Below are 19452 nucleotides of genomic sequence, written 5' to 3' on the forward strand. Positions count from 1 at the left end.
CCGCTATGAATTACAGGACTTACAACGCCGAAGATTTTTTATTCGACGAGTCGTTTCGCCAATGGACAAGTGGATCGTCCGCTCAGGCGGCTGATTTCTGGGAGCAGTGGCTAATCCAAAACCCTGACCGTGCAGATGTTGTTCGGCAAGCACAGGAACTGGTTCGGGCTTTAAATGAGCACTACCAAGACGACGCAACCGATGCACGCTTCACCAGCGAACTCAATCGGCTAATGCAACTAGCCGCCGAGCGCCGGGATGCAGATATAGAGCCGCCAATTCAGGCGCTCCCACAACGATCCTGGTGGCGCTGGGCCGCAGCCGCTTCTATTATTCTGATGGCCGGTCTGGGAGTCTGGCTATATAGCCGAACAAGTATTCCGAAAGCCAGTCCTGACTCCTACGCTCAACTCACGAAAACGGCGGTTTTACCCCTTCAGGAAAAAGTTAATACCACCAATAAACCCATTAACGTCCTGCTCTGCGATGGTAGCCTTATTACCCTACGTCCCAAAAGCCGACTGAGCTATCCCCAACATTTCAAGAAGACGAGCCGAACCGTTTACCTCAATGGAGAAGCCTTTTTCGATGTTGCCCGAAACCCGGCCAAACCGTTTCTGATCTATGCCAATCAAACGGTGACCAAAGTGCTGGGAACCAGCTTTCTGGTTCGGGCTTATGAAGAAGAAAAAGCAGTAACCGTAACCGTGCGAACCGGACGCGTATCGGTATACACCAAGCAGGATTTCGAAAAAGCCCAGCAGTCAGGTCTTCGACGAACAGAAGGCGTCATATTGACACCGAATCAGCAGATGACCTATAATCTGATCGACAGGCGATTACAGAAAGCGCTTGTTGAAAAGCCAACGGCCTTAATGCCTGAAATACTTAACCGAGAGCAGGTATTTGAGGACGCTCCTGTAGCAAAGGTGTTTTCGACAATTGAGCGAACGTATGGGGTGAAGCTTATTTACAACGAGGAGGATTTATCGGCCTGCCTGGTCAACTTAACCTTTTTTAATGAAAACCTGCTGGAGCGATTGGATATAGTCTGCCAAACGATTGGAGCTTCTTATGAAGTGCTGGATGGTCAGATTGTAATCAGTAGCAGAGGTTGTAAGTGATGGTATTAAGAATGAATAATGGATAATGTAAAATGAAATTATCCTGATAATCAAAAGTTTAAAATTATCCGTTATTCATTGTCCATCATACATTATTCATTACCTATTCCTAACCCCACTTTTTCTACAGATCGCCTATGCCACAATAAACCCGTAATTAACAAAAAAAGCCAGTGATGGTACCAGCATCACTGACTTTACTCGCACCCTTGTTCGATGACCTCATCCAGGATGAGGCAGGGGGATTTTTTGTCCATTTCCAAATCCAAATAGCCAAAAAACAAGTAAAAGTATGAAAGAACTTCGACAACCGCTTAGCCTGTTGCGCAGCCTTATGAAATTTACCGTCTATCAGTTATTACTGGCGGCTATTGTAGCCGGTCTGGCAGCGGCCCGCCCGGTTGAAGCACAGCGAGTTATGGAGCAGCGCGTGACGCTTCGCGCCGATAACCTATCGTTAAAAACCGTCTTGAATCAGTTGGGGCGCCAGGCCGATGTACGCTTTGCGTACCGGTCGGCGCTTGTCCAATTAAATGATCGCGTTACACTAAACACGACCAATCAAACTCTGGCCGACGTACTGGATAATTTGTTGAAGGCCCACCAACTTGCCTATCAGGTAAAAGGGCGGCAGATTATTCTGAATCAGGAGCCGCCAGCCCCTCTTATTGAATTGCCTTTCAATATGAATGCCGCCCCCACCGACCGGAATCTTATCGGCACCGTTTCGGACGAAGCAGGAACCCGCCTTCCTGGGGTAAGTATTGTGGTGAAAGGCACCAATCGGGGTACAACGACCGATGCGAATGGTCAGTTTAAGATGACCTTGCTAACGGGCGATGATGTGCTGGTTTTCAGCTTTGTAGGCTATCTATCGCAAGAAATAACGGTAGGTAACCAGACTTCGGTGAACGTCAATCTAGCCGTCGATACCAAGAACCTTAGCGAAGTAGTAGTTGTGGGTTACGGTACGCAAAAACGCTCAGATTTGACCGGCTCTATTTCGTCGGTAAAGGCCGAAGAGGTGAAAAACCTCCCTGTTCGAAGTGTGAACGAAGCGCTACAGGGACGTGCCGCCGGGGTTCAGGTAACGCGGAATGATGGATCGCCCGGTGCCAGTTCCGATATTGTTATTCGGGGGGTTGGCTCTATTGGCGGTATGTCGCCACTGTATATCGTCGATGGTATACGGATGTCGGCAGGGAATAACTTCAACCTTCAGGATGTTGAGTCTATTGAAATTCTGAAAGATGCCAGTGCTGCCGCTATTTATGGAGCCCAGGCTGCTGGTGGTGTCGTGCTCGTGACGACCAAGCGTGGTACCAGTGTCGATAAAATGAAAATCAACTTCAATGCGTATTACGGCGTTCGGCAACCCCGAAATCTGTACAAGATGCTCAATACGGCCGATTATATCACGGCCAAAAAAGCGTTTGGCGTAAGCACTAGCGGCTGGGGCGATCCTAGTACTTTACCGGATAACGACTGGGTTAAAGATCTGTATACCAATGGGTCGGATCAAAGCTATTCGTTGTCCTTATCGGGAGCTACGGCCAAAACCAACTATTATGTCTCAGCCAACTATCAGCGAGAAGGGGGTACTATTATCGACAACTGGTTTGAGCGATACGGGATTCGGTCCAATGCGGACTTCAAAATCAACAAAAAACTGAAGGTCGGCGAAACACTGTACGCCTGGAAAACGGGAAACAACCCGGTGGTCACCAGCACATTTCCCTTCCGTTCGGCACCAGTCATTCCGATCTACGACCCAACCAATTCGTATGGCGGCTGGGCTAAAACCGGGACCTTTTTTACGGGGCCAAACCTAGTGGGGCAGGAATATCAGAACCACATGCAGAATGAAACCTATGCCCTGGAAGGAAACCTGTATGCCGATTGGGAAATTCTGAAAGGACTTAACCTCCGCTCAACCTTCGGGGCTTCGATCTATAGTTTTCACAACTACAAGTTTACAGAAGCGTACGATTACGGTACCGTTGCCAACCACAACGCCTTCCTGAGCCGGGACATTAACAATCAGCAAAACCTGACAGCCAACTTTGTACTGACGTATGGGAAGACCATTGGCGAGCACGAGTTCAAGGTGTTGGCAGGTTACGAAGCCTATAAATCAGACCTGAGTTCACTACACGCCGAAGCGCAAAGCTTCCCTTATGTGACCTACAACCTGGCGCTGACCAGTAATCCCAGCAGCTACGTAGCCAGCGGTGGCGAACTCCCACAAACCCGTTTATTATCTCAGTTCGGGCGGATCAACTATACGTATGCAAATAAATATCTGCTGACAGCAACTGTTCGTCGGGATGGTTCGGATCGGTTCGGGCCCGCCAATAAATTCGGGGTTTTTCCATCGGTTTCGGTGGGCTGGAAGCTGAACGAAGAGGCATTCATCCGGGATAATCTTACCTACGTTTCGAACCTGAAACTCCGCGCTAGTTACGGAAAACTGGGAAGTACCAGTAACATTCCGCAGTATACCTACCAGAACTCCTATGGCGGAACGGGCGGAACAACGAGTATGGGTCTGCCCGACGGTTCGCGTTTCAAAGGCTATGCGTTAACCGCCCAATTAGCGAACCAGAATATTAAATGGGAATCTGTTCTTCAAACAGACATCGGGTTGGATATCGGCTTGCTGAGTAACGCCCTGAACATCACCCTTGACTGGTACAGTCGTCAGACAAACGACATGATTTATCAGGTTCCGGTTGCGCTCTCTGCCGGTTTTGCGAACTCAACGGTCTATACCAACATCGGTCAGATGAGCAACAAGGGGTTGGAAATCGCCGTCGATTATCGGGGCAAGAAAGGAGCCTTCACCTATGGCATTGCCGCCAACGCGTCGTTCAACCGAAACCTGGTAAAGAAACTGGATGGCACGAACAACAACCCGATTAACGATGGCCCCGCTGGCGATTACCTGGAAAGTGTTGTGTCGCGCACGCAGGCAGGTCAACCGCTGGGCCAGTTTTACGGCTACAAAACGGCTGGCATTTTCCAGACAGATGCCGACGTACAGGCGCTGAACCAAAAAGCGCAGGAAGCAGCCGCATCGGCAGGCGGCACCACAACGGGCGTTTATTATCAGGCAGCGGCCACCGGTGCGGGTGATCTGAAATTCCAGGATTTAAACGGCGACGGTCGGATTACATCGGCCGATAAAACCTTCATTGGCAATCCCTGGCCCAAAATGACGTACGGCGTTACACTTAGCATGGGTTGGAAAGGGTTTGATTTTTCTGCTCTGTTCCAGGGTATTGCCGGTGTGGATGTGTTCAATGCCAACAAGTATTACACATCAATTTTTGTGGGCGATTACAACACCACCCGCGACATTTTCAACACGTCTTATTTCAATGGCAACGGGCTTACTAACCTGCCTCGTGTAGGCTACACGGATGCGTCTGGCAACTACGTTCGTGACCCCAACGCCAACTACACGCGTATTTCTGATTTTGCGGTCGAAAGTGGAGCCTTTCTCAAACTGCGTAACATTCAGATAGGCTACACGCTGCCCGCTTCGCTCATGAAGCAGTGGAAAATGTCGGGTATTCGGGTATACGCGCAAGGGCAAAACCTGTTGACATTCACTAAGTATTCGGGTCTTGACCCAGAGGTGGTCGGGCGGAGTAATGGAGCCAATGCAGCCTCTACCGGGCGGGGTATCGATACAATTTATTCCTACCCGCGCACTACACTTATGTCGATGGGCATTGACGTGACTTTCTAACCTCATTCACTGGATACAGTAACACAAAACGATATTCGATCATGAAAATACTAGTCAAACTTTCCCTCTTTGTCCTACTTCTGGGTATGGCATCCTGCAAAGAGAGTTTCGTGAATGTAGACAATCCGGGTGCTATTTCTACCGCCAATTACCCCGGCACAGTGGCCGATCTGGAACAGCTCCTGGCAGGTGCTTATGCCACCCAGCATGCCCCTAACTTATTTGGGCACAATATGCTGGCCAAAAACACCTACCTGTGGGATCACACCACCGATTTAAGCTGGCAGGGAACAACCACCTGGATTCAACTGGCGCAGAACAATTCGCAGGTTAACGATAGTTTTTTGCAGGGAACCTGGCAGGATTTATGGCGGGGTGTACAGCGGTGTAATACGTTGCTGGCCGGAATTGAAACGTTCAGTGCCAAAGCCAACACTGCGGATGCCGCATCAGCCAATCTTATTAAAGGACAGACGCTTTACCTACGGGCCTGGTACTATTTCTACCTGACTTCGCAATGGGGTGAAAGCTTCATTGTCGATGGGCAGGGGGGAGATAAAATGGGCGTACCGATTATCACCAAAACGTCGTCAAGCCTGCCCGAAACGCAGGTGGCGCGGGCTACAGTTAAGCAATGCTGGGATTTCATTATCAGTGATTTGAAAGCTGCCGAAACTATTCTGACTGGCAAAACCTGGACAGGTACTACCGATAAATACAAAGTGAGTGGCTGGGCGGTGAAAGCGTTTCTGGGCAAAGTGTATGTATACACGCAGGATTGGGCCAATGCGAAAACCTACCTGAGCGATGTGGTCGCGAACAGCGGGAAATCGCTGGTACCGTTCGATACCTACAAAAACATGTTCAATGCACAAAATGAGTTCAACTCAGAGTCATTGATTGAGCTTAACCTGAACATTGACATGACCTATCGGGGTACCGATGATCGCTCAATGGGGTCTAGTATCGGTATGGTCATTGCACCGACTTACGTTGGTTCTAACGGTGGACAGGCAGCGTCGGCCTGGTCCAATGTATTCCCGCATGCCAAAAACATAGCCCGGTTTGGCTTCAATCTGGGGCACTACTTCCCGGCAGGAACGGCTACAGCCAATATCGCCAATGTCGACAAGTCGTACATCACAAAATCGGTGGCGGCCAGAGCCAATAAAACGGTGGACCCTCGCTTATGGGTATCCTGTCTGCAACCCTATGTCGATTCGATGATTGTGCTCGGTGTTAAACAACCCATTTCGCACTACCTCGACATTTCGGAAATCGATATGGAAGCCTGGAGTTTCCGGAAATACATCAATCTGGCAGGAACCGAAGGCGAAGTGAATATGGCGAACGGTGATAACATTCTGTGGCTCAGGCTCGCGGACATATATCTGCTCTACGCGGAAACCCTGACCCATACCGGCGATAATGCAACCGCGTTAGAATATGTCAACAAGGTCCGAAGGCGAGCGTATGGCTATGCCGTCAACACAGCGTCGGCAGTCGATTATAAAACGCTAACTGATCAGACCAGTGCACCCGACGCGGTACTCAAAAATGACCCGCTCAAATACGAGCGATGGGCCGAACTGTTCGGCGAAGGCCATTGGTGGTTTGACGTCTGTCGATGGAAAATTGGCGATAAGGAAGCCGCTTATTATCAACGGGTTCGTGGGGGCGCCATTCAATGGGACCCAACGGATTATGCCCAACCCATTCCGATCAACGAGATCACCTCAAACTTCAGTATGAAGCAAAATCCGGGTTATTAAGGCGATTAAGCTCTGCGGCATTTACCCCACCCCAACCCCTCCCCTTGAAATAAGGGGAGGGGCTAATGCTGGTCACTTTTTAGCCCCTCCCCTGAAACCAGGGGAGGGGTTGGGGTGGGGTTGATACGACACCATAGCTACCTATATTCCCCCTTTTCCTCATGAAGCAGGCATTCGTTTTTCTTGGCGTGCTGTTCGGCCTGACCAGCGCTATTGTGTTGGTCCCATTTCCCCAGGCAGACATCTCGAATGGGGTGATCCAGGCCAAATTGTACCTGCCTGATCCGGCGCAGGGGTATTATCAGGGTGTGCGTTTCGATTGGTCGGGTGTGATTGCCAGCCTTGATTATAAAGGACATAGCTATTTTGGCCAGTGGTTTGAGAAGTATGATCCCAAATTACACGATGCCATTAGCGGTCCTGTTGAAGAGTTTACGCCCATTGGCTACGAAACGGCTAAGCCGGGTGAAGATTTTCTGAAGATTGGGGTGGGATCACTTCGGAAATCTGCCGATGGTCCTTACCGATTTGCGACACCTTATGAGTTGGTTAATGCAGGCAAGTGGAGCGTCAAAAAAGAGAAAGATGCCGTTGAGTTTATCCACGAGTTGACCGATGCTGCGGGTTATTCCTACCGGTACCGGAAAACGATTCGATTAGTACCCGGCAAACCGACGCTGGTGCTGGAACATTCGCTGACCAACACGGGCGCCAAACCCATCGAAACGACGGTCTATGATCACAACTTTTACGTGATCGACAAGCAGCCAACTGGCCCCGATTTTTCGGTAACATTTCCCTTTGCCTTACAAACCAAAGGAACACCCCGAGGTATGGGGGCTCTGTTTGAGTTACGCACGAACCAACTCGCTTACCTAAAAGAACTTAGCAAAGGTGAAACCACACATTGCTACCTGACCGGCTTCGGCGAAACGGCGAAAGACTACGATATACGTATTGAAAACCGCAAAACCGGCGCGGGTGTGCGCATCACTTGTGATCAGCCTATTGTTCAACTCGCTTACTGGTCAATGCCAGTTACTGTTTGCCCGGAACCCTATATCCAGATCAAAGCTGATCCCGGTAAAGAATTTCGCTGGAAAATCCAGTATGATTATTATACGAAGTAGTCTAGGATAACTTAGTGGTGTCAGGTTCTAAACCTGACAAGCGAGGTTTCTTAAAACCTAGTGTATTCCAAAGGTTTTGAGAAACCTTAATGTGTCGGATTTAAGAATCCGACACCACAGAAATCAACGACTTTTTATGAAGCACATCATTTATCTCGGGTTGATTGGAGTTGGAGGTTTACTATTTGCGGCCATCCGCCCAAATCAAATCATTTCTAACATCGACCAACCAGGAAACACCGACTGGGTTAATTACGGAGGAAATAAAGCCGGTAATCGGTATTCGCCCCTTACGCAGATCAACCTCGATAACGTTAAAAACCTTCAGGTAGCCTGGACCTATAATGCGGCCAAAATCGATGGGGAAGGAGGGCGTCAACCCGAAATTCAGTGTCAACCCATTGTTGTCAATGGCATTCTGTATGGCACAACGCCGAAACTTAAGCTATTTGCGGTAAAGGCCAATACGGGCGAACAACTCTGGGTATTTGATCCCTTCAAAGATAAAACCGCCCGTTTTAACCCAAATCGGGGCGTCATGTATTGGGAAGAAGGTAACGGCGGAGTGGACAAACGAATTCTGTTTACAGCTGGTCCGACTCTTTTCGCTATCAACGCACTAACGGGCGAACCAGTTACACAATTCGGCAAAAATGGAGAAGTCGACTTACGCGAAGGTCTATTGACTGATCCAAACTATGACCTCAAAAAAGTGTCGGTTACCGTGACCAGTCCGGGGGTTATTCATAAGGATTTGCTGGTTTTAGGGTGCACGGTTTCCGAATATGGCGATGCGGCACCGGGCCATGTCCGCGCTTTTGATGTGCGTACAGGCAAAATGCGCTGGATATTCCACACCATTCCCCAACCGGGTGAAGCAGGTTATGAAACCTGGCCCAAAGACGCTTACAAAAAAATAGGAGGAGCCAATAACTGGGCAGGTATGGTACTGGATGAAAAGCGGGGCATGGTGTATTTAGGCACCGGTTCGCCCGCGGTTGACTTCTATGGTGGAAGCCGCGCCGGGCAAAACCTGTATGCTGATTGTATCCTCGCCCTAAATGCCGAAACGGGCAAGCTGAAGTGGTATTACCAAACCGTCCACCATGATTTGTGGGACCGGGATCTGCCCTGTCAACCCAATCTGGTTACGGTGAAGCACAACGGAAAGTTGGTCGATGCAGTGGCGCAATCCACGAAAGATGGGCTGGTGTATGTGCTTGATCGCGATACGGGGACGTCCCTTTTTCCAGTTGAAGAGCGGGCTGTTCCAACAACGGGGCTGCCGGGCGAACAGCCCTGGCCCAAACAGCGGTTTCCGCTAAAGCCTGCGCCCTTTGCCCGTCAGGTATTCACCGAAGCAGACATCACCGACCGTACGCCCGAAGCACATGCTTTTGTAAAAGAACGATTCCTGAAAACGCGCGCTGGAAATAAATTTATGCCGCCAAGTCTGGAAGGAACGCTATTTTTTGGCATCGGCGGTGGAGCTGAATGGGGCGGCAACGCGGCCGCCCCAGACGGTATTCTGTACCAGAATTCAAACGAAATGGTGTGGGATGTGAAGATGATGGACATGGCGGCCCGCACTGCCGAACTAGCCTCTAAAGGAAAATCACTGTACCAGGCAAATTGTGCCGCCTGCCACGGAGCCGACCGGAAAGGGAGCGGAGATGCCTACCCGAGTCTGGTCGATATTGGGAAACGGCTCACGGGGCAGGATATACAGGCTATTTTGAAAACGGGTCGTGGACGGATGCCTTCGTTCGAGCATATTTCGGAGCAGGATCGCAGCACACTTGTCCGTTTTTTGCTCAATACCGAAACCAAAGCCAGCAATACTGACGATCATCATAATGCTTCCGCTCCCGTAGCGGTGGCCGAGAAGCCTGTCTTTCCGTACATTCCCCCTTACATCAACAATGGCTGGACCCGTTTCGTCGATCCAGATGGCTATCCCGCCGTAAAACCACCCTGGGGCACACTGAATGCAATCAACCTCAACACAGGCGAATACCTCTGGAAAGTTCCGTTGGGTGAGTTTCCGGAATTGACAAAAAAAGGGATTGCACTAACTGGTACCGAAAACTACGGTGGCCCGATTGTAACAGCGGGCGGGCTGGTCTTTATTGCCGCCACCTATGACGAACGCATCCGGGCTTTCGACCGAAAAACGGGCAAGGTCGTTTGGGAATATCAACTTCCGGCGGGTGGTTTCGCTACCCCAATTACCTATCAGGTCAACGGGAAGCAGTATGTTGCCGTTGCGGTCGGTGGTGTCAAAAATGGCCACAAACCGGGCGGATATTACTTCGCTTTTGCATTACCCTAGCTCACCACAGTTTCCTGTTTGACGTCTTCTATTCCATGTTTAATAGGTTGGTAGACAGTAGTTCGCATAAATAGAAGGCTTCAAACAGGAAACCGTGATGAGCTAGGTTGTTTTAAATTTTCCTAACATACCTAAACTCAGTTTTTTTGTCATTCCGACGATAGGAGGAATCTCAAGCTTGATTAATAAACGACTTTGAGATTCCTCCTATCGTCGGAATGACAAAAAATCACCTAGTGTTTTCCATAACATTATAAATTACTAATCCTTTACCTCTTCATTTCATGAATACAAACCGTGAATCCCTCGAAAAGCAACTCGATCATAACCGCCGTAACGCATTGAAAATGTTGGGCATGGGCTCATCGGCTGGACTTTTAAGTATGTTTGGTGGCCTGTCTACAGCCGAAGCGCGTGAACAACAGGGCAAGCCCCAATACGCTGTCGGTACAGCGCCTGTCAAAATCAAAAGTGTTAAAGCTATTGCCACGGCTCCCCAGGGGTCTAACCTCATCGTTGTTAAAGTTGAAACCACTGAGCCGGGTCTCTATGGTCTAGGCTGTGCTACGTTTACGCAACGGGCTGCTACTGTCATTGTAGCCATCAATACCTATCTGAATGAGTTCTGCGTCGGCAAAGATGTAGACAATATCGAGGACATGTGGCAATCTGCCTATGTCAGCTCGTATTGGCGAAATGGCCCCGTGCTCAACAATGCCCTCAGCGGATTGGATCAGGCGTTGTGGGACATCAAAGGCAAGCGGGCCAATATGCCCGTTTATCAACTGCTGGGCGGCAAAGCCCGTTTTGCTATTCCCTGTTATACGCACGCAGGCGGAAACACGCCCGAAGCTGCTGCCGACAGTGTGAAAAAACTGATGGCCGATGGGTTCAAGTACATTCGCATTCAGCAGGGAGGCTACGGAGCCGTGGGCGCCACCGCCGACAAGCCCGATTTCAAAGTAGCTGGTTTTGGGGGTGAAACCGACAACTACATGAACGAGCGACTGTATCTGAAATCGGTGCCCAAAATGTTCGAAGTCGTTCGGAAAGAGTGTGGGGAAGAGATCGAACTGCTTCACGACATTCATGAACGGGTACAACCCATTGACGCCATCAATATGATCAAGCGGGTTGAAGAATATCGACCTTTCTTCATTGAAGACCCCTTCTCACCAGAGAATATGAAGTGGTTTGCGCAACTCCGACAAGCGACATCAGTGCCCATCGCCATGGGTGAGTTATTCAACAATATCAACGAGTTCAAAGAGCCGATGGTTAACCAATGGTTCGATTTCATTCGGATACACGTCTCGCAGATTGGGGGAATCACACCCGCCATGAAAGTAGCGCGGTTGGGCGAGTGGTTTAACATCCGCACCGCCTGGCATGGACCGGGCGATGTGTCGCCAGTGGGTCACGCAGCTCATGCCCACATAGATCTGGCGGTCTGGAACTTCGGTATTCAGGAAGCCGTGCAGTTTTCTGATAAAACCAAAGAGGTGTTCAGTGGTTGCCCAACAATGAATAAAGGCTATATGTCGGTCAATGAAGTGCCGGGCTTAGGCGTTGATATTAACGAGAAAGAAGCCGCCAAATATCCCATCACAACCAAGTCGAACTGGCAGGTACGTAAAATGGACGGTACCATTATTAGACCTTAAGTATCTGGCGCGGGTTTGAACCCGTGCCTTTATATATAGCAAGCATTTGCTTGCGTAGACTTGATTGTGTAAAGTGTCAGTGAATACTGACGAAATTATAGGCACGGGTGAATACCCGCGCCAGTGTAAACAAACTATGAAAAAAACAGTAACGCCCCCTCCGCCAACTAGTCCGCAAACGCCACCAAGCCGAAAGCGTCTGTTGCTGTTTAAGGGAATAGCGTTACTGTTTCCTTTTCTGCTACTGGCACTTATCGAAGGCTTGCTCAGGTTATTTAGTTATGGCCATGACCTCCACCTGTTTGTAGAAGACCCGCAGAATAAGGGCTTTCTTGTCATGAATCAGTATACATCAGAGAAGTACTTCTCGGAAACTGAAAATGCGACGATTGGTAACTTTGAGCCGTTTCGAAAGCAAAAAGCCGAGGGTACGTTTCGGATTTTTGTGTTGGGGGAGTCAACCACAATCGGTTATCCGTACATGCACAACGGCTCTTTTCATCGCTGGTTGCAATATCGGCTGATGCATACCTTCCCGAATAAAGAGTTTGAGATCATTAATCTGGCACTGACAGCCGTTAATACTTACACCGTTGCCGATTTCGCGAAGCAACTAGGCGACTATAGTCCCGATGCAGTATTGGTTTATGTAGGTCATAATGAATACTATGGAGCATTAGGCGTTGGTTCGACGAGTAGTCTGGCACACAGTCCCACACTTATCCGATTGTTGATCAAGCTCCGGCAATTTCGGCTGGTGCAACTGCTTGCCAATACAATAAACGGAATTCGAAAAGCCGTTTCTGGTCAAAAAGTCGATTTGCGAGAGAATCTGATGAAGCGAATGGCCGCCGATCAGCAGATTGTCTATGGTTCCGCAACCTATCAGGCGGGTATCGAGCAATTCAAGACGAACCTGAATGACGTATGCCGGGAGTTAAGTGAGCGGCATATTCCAGTTTTTATCAGTAATCTGGTCAGTAATGAGAAAGATTTGACGCCATTTATTAGCAGTCCGGATAATGGGCCAACGTCGGCTCAGACGCAATATCAACTGGCCAATCAAGCCTATGCGAACGGGAATTTTACCGAAGCAAAAAAAGGTTTTGTTCGGGCGAAAGAGTTGGATATGTTGCGATTTCGGGCACCGGAGGCCATGAATCAGTCCATTCAGGAAGTCTTGACTAACTACCCAGTTGTTACGTTGGTCGATACAAAGCAGGCGTTTGAAGCCCACTCGCCCCACGGTATTCTAGGCCAGGAAACCTTGTTGGAACACGTGCACCCGAACTTGTTTGGCTATGCCCTTCTTTCGGATGCGTTTTACGAAGCCTTGAAAAAGAGTCGATTACTTCCCAGTGATCGGACGCATGAACTCTCCCTCGCTGAATTACGACAACGCATGCCCATCACCACTGTCGATTCGCTCAAGGGAGTCTACGAGATGATGATTCTAAAAGAAGGCTGGCCGTTCAATGTGCCGATGCCTCCTGAAGAAAAACGGCCAAAAACTGAGGAAGAACAATTGGCGGGTGCGCTGGTTGTCAAGCAAATCTCCTGGCCCGACGCCATGAATCGGTTAGTAGGCTATTATGTGGCACAAAAGAACTTCGCTAAAGCCTTGCAGGTGACTGAAGCGCAGGTGCTGGAGTATCCGTATAATCCTGTCTTTTACGACCAGGCCGCTAAGCTCAGTTTAGCACTGACTAAAAATGAACAGGCTGTCACTTATCTAAAAAAGGCGTTTCGTCTGGAGAATAGTTTCGAACGAGCGCAACCGTTGTTCATTACCTTGCTTAAGCTGGATAGACCAGAAGAAGCGCTGCCTTACCTTCAATATGCTGCTGCTCACACACAATCTGGCTTTAGTCTGAACGAGTTGCAATCGTTTGTACAGCAGTTGGTTGCGATAAAGAATCAATTTGCCCAAGATACAACTAATGTTAATCTCAGCAATCAGCTGGCCTTAGGTTATCTGAAATTTGCGAATGCCACAGCAGCCACCAAATACGTAGAAAAAACGCTTCGTCTGGATAGCCATAATGCCATTGCGCTACAGTTGAAGGAAAAGATTCGGTCTATCCAAAAGTAACAGCTTGTCGTTCATACCTTTTAGGTTTTACCACATTAGTTAATCCATTGTTGAAGGCATTTTATCCGCTGGCAATTTCCCTGATGGTCAGTGTTTACGCACTTGCTCAGCAGAACCCATCTAGTATTGAACGGACTGAGTTACAAGCGACTTATCTGGCTGCAAAAGTGGAATTCGCCCGTTTCGAAAAAACACATGGTCATTTTATTACGACCCCGAATGGCCGTATTCATTACATAACCTTGGGTAACTCTTCGGGCATACCGCTTGTGTGGTCGCACGGTAGCCTGACCAATGCCCTCGAATTAATGTCGCTGGCGGATGGCCTGGTGAAAGCAGGTTATTATCTAATTGCGATCGACTATTATGGGCACGGCCAAACGCCCATTCCGGCTCATGACGTTTCACTCTATCATGTGGCGGATGATATTAAAGCGATTCTGGACAAGTTAGCGATCAAAAAAGCGGTAATTGGCGGTTGGTCGAGAGGAGGGATGATTAGTACGGCCTTCTACGATGCGTATCCTGAACGCGTTCTAGGATTGATTTTAGAAGATGGAGGTTCGGTTTCGCCAAATACACATTACCACGAAATGGAACCGTCTCAACTGGATAAGCGCATTGGCGAATTGTTCAAAGACCGACTGCCCGAAACAATCTTTGACAGTGAATTTGACGCTTACCGTTCCATCTATGACACAACTCAAAAAGGAACTCAATTTGAGTTACTGGCCTGGATTAGACCAACCCAGAATGGCAAATGGGCCATTAGTCCCGGTGTGCTGGCGTTGTTTAATATGAAAACGCCCGAGCAGTTTCGGGATAATATTCTTCACCCAACTCGGGTTCCGCTTTTTGCCGAATCGATGTCGATTCTAGAGCCAAAAATCGTCTACCGAAACCTGGCGGTGCCCTTATTGATCATCGACCCCACGAGTGCAGATGATTTGTTCCCGTTTGAAACGGAGAATGCAGCGCTTCAAAAACAGCATCCCGCATTTATTGAACATAAAGTGTATCCGAACACAGGGCATAATGTGCATTATGAGCGTCCGGCTCAATTTCTGAACGATGTAGCTTCGTTTGCCAGACGAATAAAATCGTTCAACCGTTTAAAGTAACCTACAGGGTTCGTTACTCTTCTAGGTAATTCAAATCCTTGTCGTGGGTTTCGGGGATGGTCAGGATAGCGTAAAAACCGATTAAGAACGTAACCAAACCCACAACAGCACCCGCATTGACAACATCCAGTGAGGGCTTAAGTGCTTGAAAACCCAGAGTCATTGGAATCAGAAAAGCGCGCACCATATTCGGGATGGTGGTGGCGGCTGTAGCACGTAGGTTGGTGCCAAACTGTTCCGCACTAATAGTCACAAACATGGCCCAATAACCATTTCCAAAGCCCAGACCCAGGCAAAGCACATAGAAAACGGTGGCGCTTTTGATGCCGAGGTATAAACAGATAAAGCTGAACACAAACGCAATGGCCATGAAGAGGGTGATCGCTTTTTTACGCGATGCCAGCGCCTGACTGATGAAGCCGTTGGACAGATCGCCGATGGCCATGCCAATATATAAGCACGTAATGGCTAAGCCCGGTTGAATTTCTTCGGTAATGCCCCAGGCCTTCCCAAATTCGTTGCTGAACGAAGCCAAAATGCCGGTAACGAACCAGGAGGGAATACCAACGCCGATGCATTTTAGATAGCGACTGAGTCGGTTTGTGTTGGTAAAGAAAGAGAGAAAATTACCCCGGCTTACCTGTTTTTGCTCGATGATGTTGGTAAACATGCCCGACTCAACCACCCCGAAACGTAATAATAACAAGCCAAACCCTAAACTTCCACCGACAAAAAAAGCCGTTTCCCAATCGAAGAGTTTAACCGTAAAATAGGCAACTACAGCGCCTAAAACGCCAATTCCAGCCACAAATGAAGTCCCTACCGCTCGTTTTTCCTTCGGCAGAATTTCGCTGACGAGGGTAATGCCCGCCCCTAATTCACCCGCTAGCCCGACACCGGCCACAAACCGCATCAGGGCATAGTATTGAACCGGGTCCATGAAGGTTATATGCTTCACAAAGCCACAGGCAATATTGGCAATGGAATAGGTAATGATACTGCCAAATAACACCGAAAGTCGCCCGCGCTTGTCGCCCAGAATTCCCCACACAATGCCGCCAAGTAGCAGACCCGCCATTTGCCAGTTCATGATGCGCCCGCCAACCGTTGAGATCTGATCGGGCGAGAGTCCCATATCTTTCAGACTCGGCACCCGAACGATACCGAACAGCAGCAAGTCGTAAATATCAACGAAATAGCCCAACGCGGCCACAATGATTGGCAAACTAACTAGGCTAACTGTAGCAGCTTGAGTTGAGTTGACTGTTGGGTCTGATGAAGTAGTAGTCACAATCATGTGAGGGTACAAGTAGTTTTTAATAATTCTACAATAATATAGAATATCGAAATAATATTCCGAAAATATGGATTAAAGAAATTGTTTTTCTGAATAGTAGAATCTGATGACCGTTGCGCGATAGATTGATCCTGAGGTAAAAAAGAAATCCAGTTCGTCGTTATCCTGAGTAATATTCAGTATTTACTTAAAAAGATTATATTGGTGTCGCTTTTCTACGTTGTCCTCCACTTCTACCTAACTACCCATCAATGGCATCAGATTTCGTTGAGGTATCGCCAGCCGCTTTATGTTACTGGCGATATGCATTCCCTGTATCCACATCAGCCGTAGTAACCGCCGACAGAAGAAAGCTCAAATTGAAAGCCACTCTTCTTCTGAAACTCCTTTTAGGATTTTGGTTTAGTAGCTTCGTACCAGCCCAGGCCCAAACTGGCCGCACCCAAGCTAAACTGACGAACGCTTATCGGGGTAATTACCAACGCGTAACCACAGGTTGTGAAAGTGTCAATACGTTCGAAATTCGAAATGGTACGCTCTGGGCCTGGGGGGCAAACTCCTATGGCGTATTAGGCGATGGGACCACTATGCAACGCCTTAGTCCGATAAAGATTGGTGCCGATAATACTTGGGTCACCATTGCTGCAGGGCAATCTCATACATTAGGACTCAAAGGCGATGGTACACTTTGGGCCTGGGGCCTAAACACAGATGGACAGTTGGGCATCGCCAGTGGCATCACTGAGAGCCATAGTCCGGTACAAATCGGAAATGAAACGAAATGGGTAAGCATCGCTACAGGGTCGTATCACTCGGCAGCGCTCAAAAGTGACGGTACCCTTTGGACCTGGGGAGACAATACCAATGGTCAATTGGGTGATGGTGCCACAACCGATCGTAACAGCCCTATGCAGATCGGAACCGACAACAATTGGGTCAGCATCTCAGCTGGTTATCAATATACACTGGCTTTGAAAAATGACGGAACCCTTTGGGCATGGGGACGAAATACGGCTGGTCAGTTAGGCAATTCGGGTACCACAGAACAACACAGTCCAGTACAAATTGGCACCGACAATAACTGGGTGAGCGTTGCTGCGGGGGAAACTCATTCGCTGGCACTCAAAAGCGATGGGACCCTTTGGGCTTGGGGTGATAATCGATATGGAACGTTGGGCAATGGCACCACCGACCAGCACACTAGCCCGATCCAAATTGGCAACGACACCAAATGGGTAAGAGTTGCGGTGGGAGTTCATTACTCCTTGGGGCTTAAAAGCAATGGAACACTCTGGGCCTGGGGATTCAATGGCGATGGTGAGTTAGGTGACGGAACTACCACCGATCGACTCAGTCCAGTGCAGATTGGAACTGACAATAATTGGGTGAGTATCGCTGCTGGTGCCAATCACTCGGTCGGACTGAAAAGCGATGGTACACTCAGGACCTGGGGATTTAATAATTACGGTCAGTTGGGTATTGGGGCTGGTCAGGGCGTGCTGCAAAGCAGCCCTATCGCCACTAGTATTGCCTTGATCAACTGGGTTAGCGTAGCGGAGGGAGATGACCATACGGCGGGCGTAAAAAGCGATGGCACGCTTTGGGCCTGGGGCAACAGTAGCGATGGACAATTAGGTATTGGCACAATCGCTGCACAAACCACGCCTGCACAGGTCGGTACAGATACCAAATGGATTGGCGTGGCTGCTGGTTATCAAAATACGATGGGGCTAAAAAGTGATGGCACTCTTTGGGCTTGGGGAAATGGTAGTTATGGTAAGTTGGGCGACGGCCCCAATGTATCCCACACCAGCCCAGTGCAGATCGGCACGGACACCAAGTGGGTCAGTATGGCTGCTGGTGGTGATCACTCAATGGGCCTTAAAAGTGACGGTACGCTCTGGACGTGGGGGCACGGCGAAAATGGGCGGTTAGGGTTAGGTGATGGCAACATACAGGATCAATATAGTCCAGTACAGGTTGGTACGGACAACAATTGGGTGAGCATTGCTGCAGGAGCTTATTACTCGATGGGCCTCAAAAGTGACGGTACGCTCTGGGCCTGGGGTGACAATAGCTATGGTCAGTTGGGGGATGGAACGACCATCAGCCGAACTAGTCCAGTTCAGGTAGGTACCGATAAAAATTGGGTTAGCATGGTTGGCGGTCAGTATTTTACGATAGCCCTGAAAAGCGATGGGACACGTTGGGCCTGGGGCTACAACGCGGCTGGTACATTGGGCGATGGTACCACCACGGATCAACACAACCCAGAGCAGATTGGCACCGACAATACCTGGATTAGCGTTGCTGCTGGCTATGCGCACGCATTAGGATTGAAAAGTAATGGAACCCTCTGGGCCTGGGGCAATAACGGCGAAGGTTCATTAGGGGATGGTACCAAACCCGTTGAAACCAGTCCAGTAACCATTGCCACGTCAGCGCCCATCGTTAGTCTGTTCCGAGGGTCTATCGCGCATCATTCAGTGATCATTGACGTAAGTCGCCAAACTCTCTGCACCACCGGGCTGAATACCAGCGGTCAGTTGGGTAACGGCACTACGGTGCAGAGCAACACCTTCAGTTGTGGTATAGCTCAGGCAAACCCCTTACCAGTAACGCTGGTTTCCTTCACGGCCAAGGCACAGGAAAATCGCACCGTCGAACTGACGTGGACAACGTCTCTGGAAACGAATAACAAAGGGTATCTGATCGAACGGAGTAAAGACCTCAAACACTTCGAGAAAGTTGGGACAGTAACGGAGTTAGGCACCAGTAGCAACTCCCTGAAAACGTACCATCTGACAGACCTGACACCCTACTGGGGTACAAGCTATTATCGGCTCACCCAGACCGACCTCAACGGTCAATCTACAGTGTACCCTGCGGTTTCGGTGGTACTACGTGATGGCGCTTATGGCGTATTCCCGAACCCTGTAAGTGATCAATCATTTACCCTAAGTCTGGATGAGCCCGAAACAGCCCTGATCAATTTCTATGATTCGGATGGCCGGGTAATGCCGCTCCAGAAGCTGGGTGTTCAATCGAGGAACCTCTTGTTGAAAACCTCAGGCAAACTCGCCACAGGGGTGTATATTCTGACGGTAGAGGAACGCGGTCAAACCCGCCAGCATCGTTTAGTGGTTGACTAGTCTTTATTTAGCTT

10 protein-coding genes are annotated in these 19452 nt (G+C 49.2%); 9 read left to right on the forward strand and 1 reads right to left on the reverse strand.

Features of this window, described 5'->3' with window-relative positions; all coding sequences use genetic code 11:
• Window positions 1-5: 5 nt before the first annotated feature.
• The 8 genes from H3H32_RS06890 to H3H32_RS06925 all read left to right on the forward strand — a co-directional run bounded on the left by H3H32_RS06890 (window position 6) and on the right by H3H32_RS06925 (window position 14989).
• Entirely contained in the window at window positions 6-1124 is a 1119-nt protein-coding gene (locus tag H3H32_RS06890) for a FecR family protein (RefSeq protein WP_182462003.1), read from the forward strand.
• Between the two features lie 292 nt (window positions 1125-1416).
• Entirely contained in the window at window positions 1417-4878 is a 3462-nt protein-coding gene (locus tag H3H32_RS06895; RefSeq protein WP_182462004.1) for a TonB-dependent receptor, read from the forward strand.
• Between the two features lie 41 nt (window positions 4879-4919).
• The gene (locus H3H32_RS06900) at window positions 4920-6650 is read left to right on the forward strand and encodes a RagB/SusD family nutrient uptake outer membrane protein (RefSeq protein ID WP_182462005.1); all 1731 of its coding nucleotides are present in this window, start codon (window positions 4920-4922) and stop codon (window positions 6648-6650) included.
• Window positions 6651-6811: 161 nt separating this feature from the next.
• A complete protein-coding gene (locus H3H32_RS06905; protein WP_182462006.1) occupies window positions 6812-7780 on the forward strand; it encodes a hypothetical protein in 969 nt (322 codons plus the stop codon).
• 136 nt (window positions 7781-7916) lie between these two features.
• The gene (locus H3H32_RS06910) at window positions 7917-10112 is read left to right on the forward strand and encodes an outer membrane protein assembly factor BamB family protein (RefSeq protein WP_182462007.1); all 2196 of its coding nucleotides are present in this window, start codon (window positions 7917-7919) and stop codon (window positions 10110-10112) included.
• A 284-nt stretch (window positions 10113-10396) separates the two neighbouring features.
• Entirely contained in the window at window positions 10397-11776 is a 1380-nt protein-coding gene (locus H3H32_RS06915; RefSeq protein WP_508614201.1) for an enolase C-terminal domain-like protein, read from the forward strand.
• Window positions 11777-11912: 136 nt separating this feature from the next.
• Entirely contained in the window at window positions 11913-13868 is a 1956-nt protein-coding gene (locus H3H32_RS06920; protein ID WP_182462008.1) for an SGNH/GDSL hydrolase family protein, read from the forward strand.
• A 47-nt stretch (window positions 13869-13915) separates the two neighbouring features.
• The gene (locus H3H32_RS06925) at window positions 13916-14989 is read left to right on the forward strand and encodes an alpha/beta fold hydrolase (RefSeq protein ID WP_182462009.1); all 1074 of its coding nucleotides are present in this window, start codon (window positions 13916-13918) and stop codon (window positions 14987-14989) included.
• Window positions 14990-15002: 13 nt separating this feature from the next.
• On the opposite strand, the gene H3H32_RS06930 is transcribed toward H3H32_RS06925, so the two are convergent.
• Entirely contained in the window at window positions 15003-16286 is a 1284-nt protein-coding gene (locus tag H3H32_RS06930) for an MFS transporter (protein ID WP_182462010.1), read from the reverse strand.
• 251 nt (window positions 16287-16537) lie between these two features.
• On the opposite strand from H3H32_RS06930, the gene H3H32_RS06935 reads away from it, so the two are divergent.
• Window positions 16538-19438, forward strand: coding sequence for an RCC1 domain-containing protein (locus H3H32_RS06935; protein ID WP_182462011.1), 2901 nt, complete (start codon window positions 16538-16540; stop codon window positions 19436-19438).
• Window positions 19439-19452 lie beyond the last annotated feature (14 nt).

Origin of the sequence: Spirosoma foliorum (assembly GCF_014117325.1) — a bacterium.
GTDB classification, from domain to species: Bacteria; Bacteroidota; Bacteroidia; order Cytophagales; family Spirosomataceae; genus Spirosoma; species Spirosoma foliorum.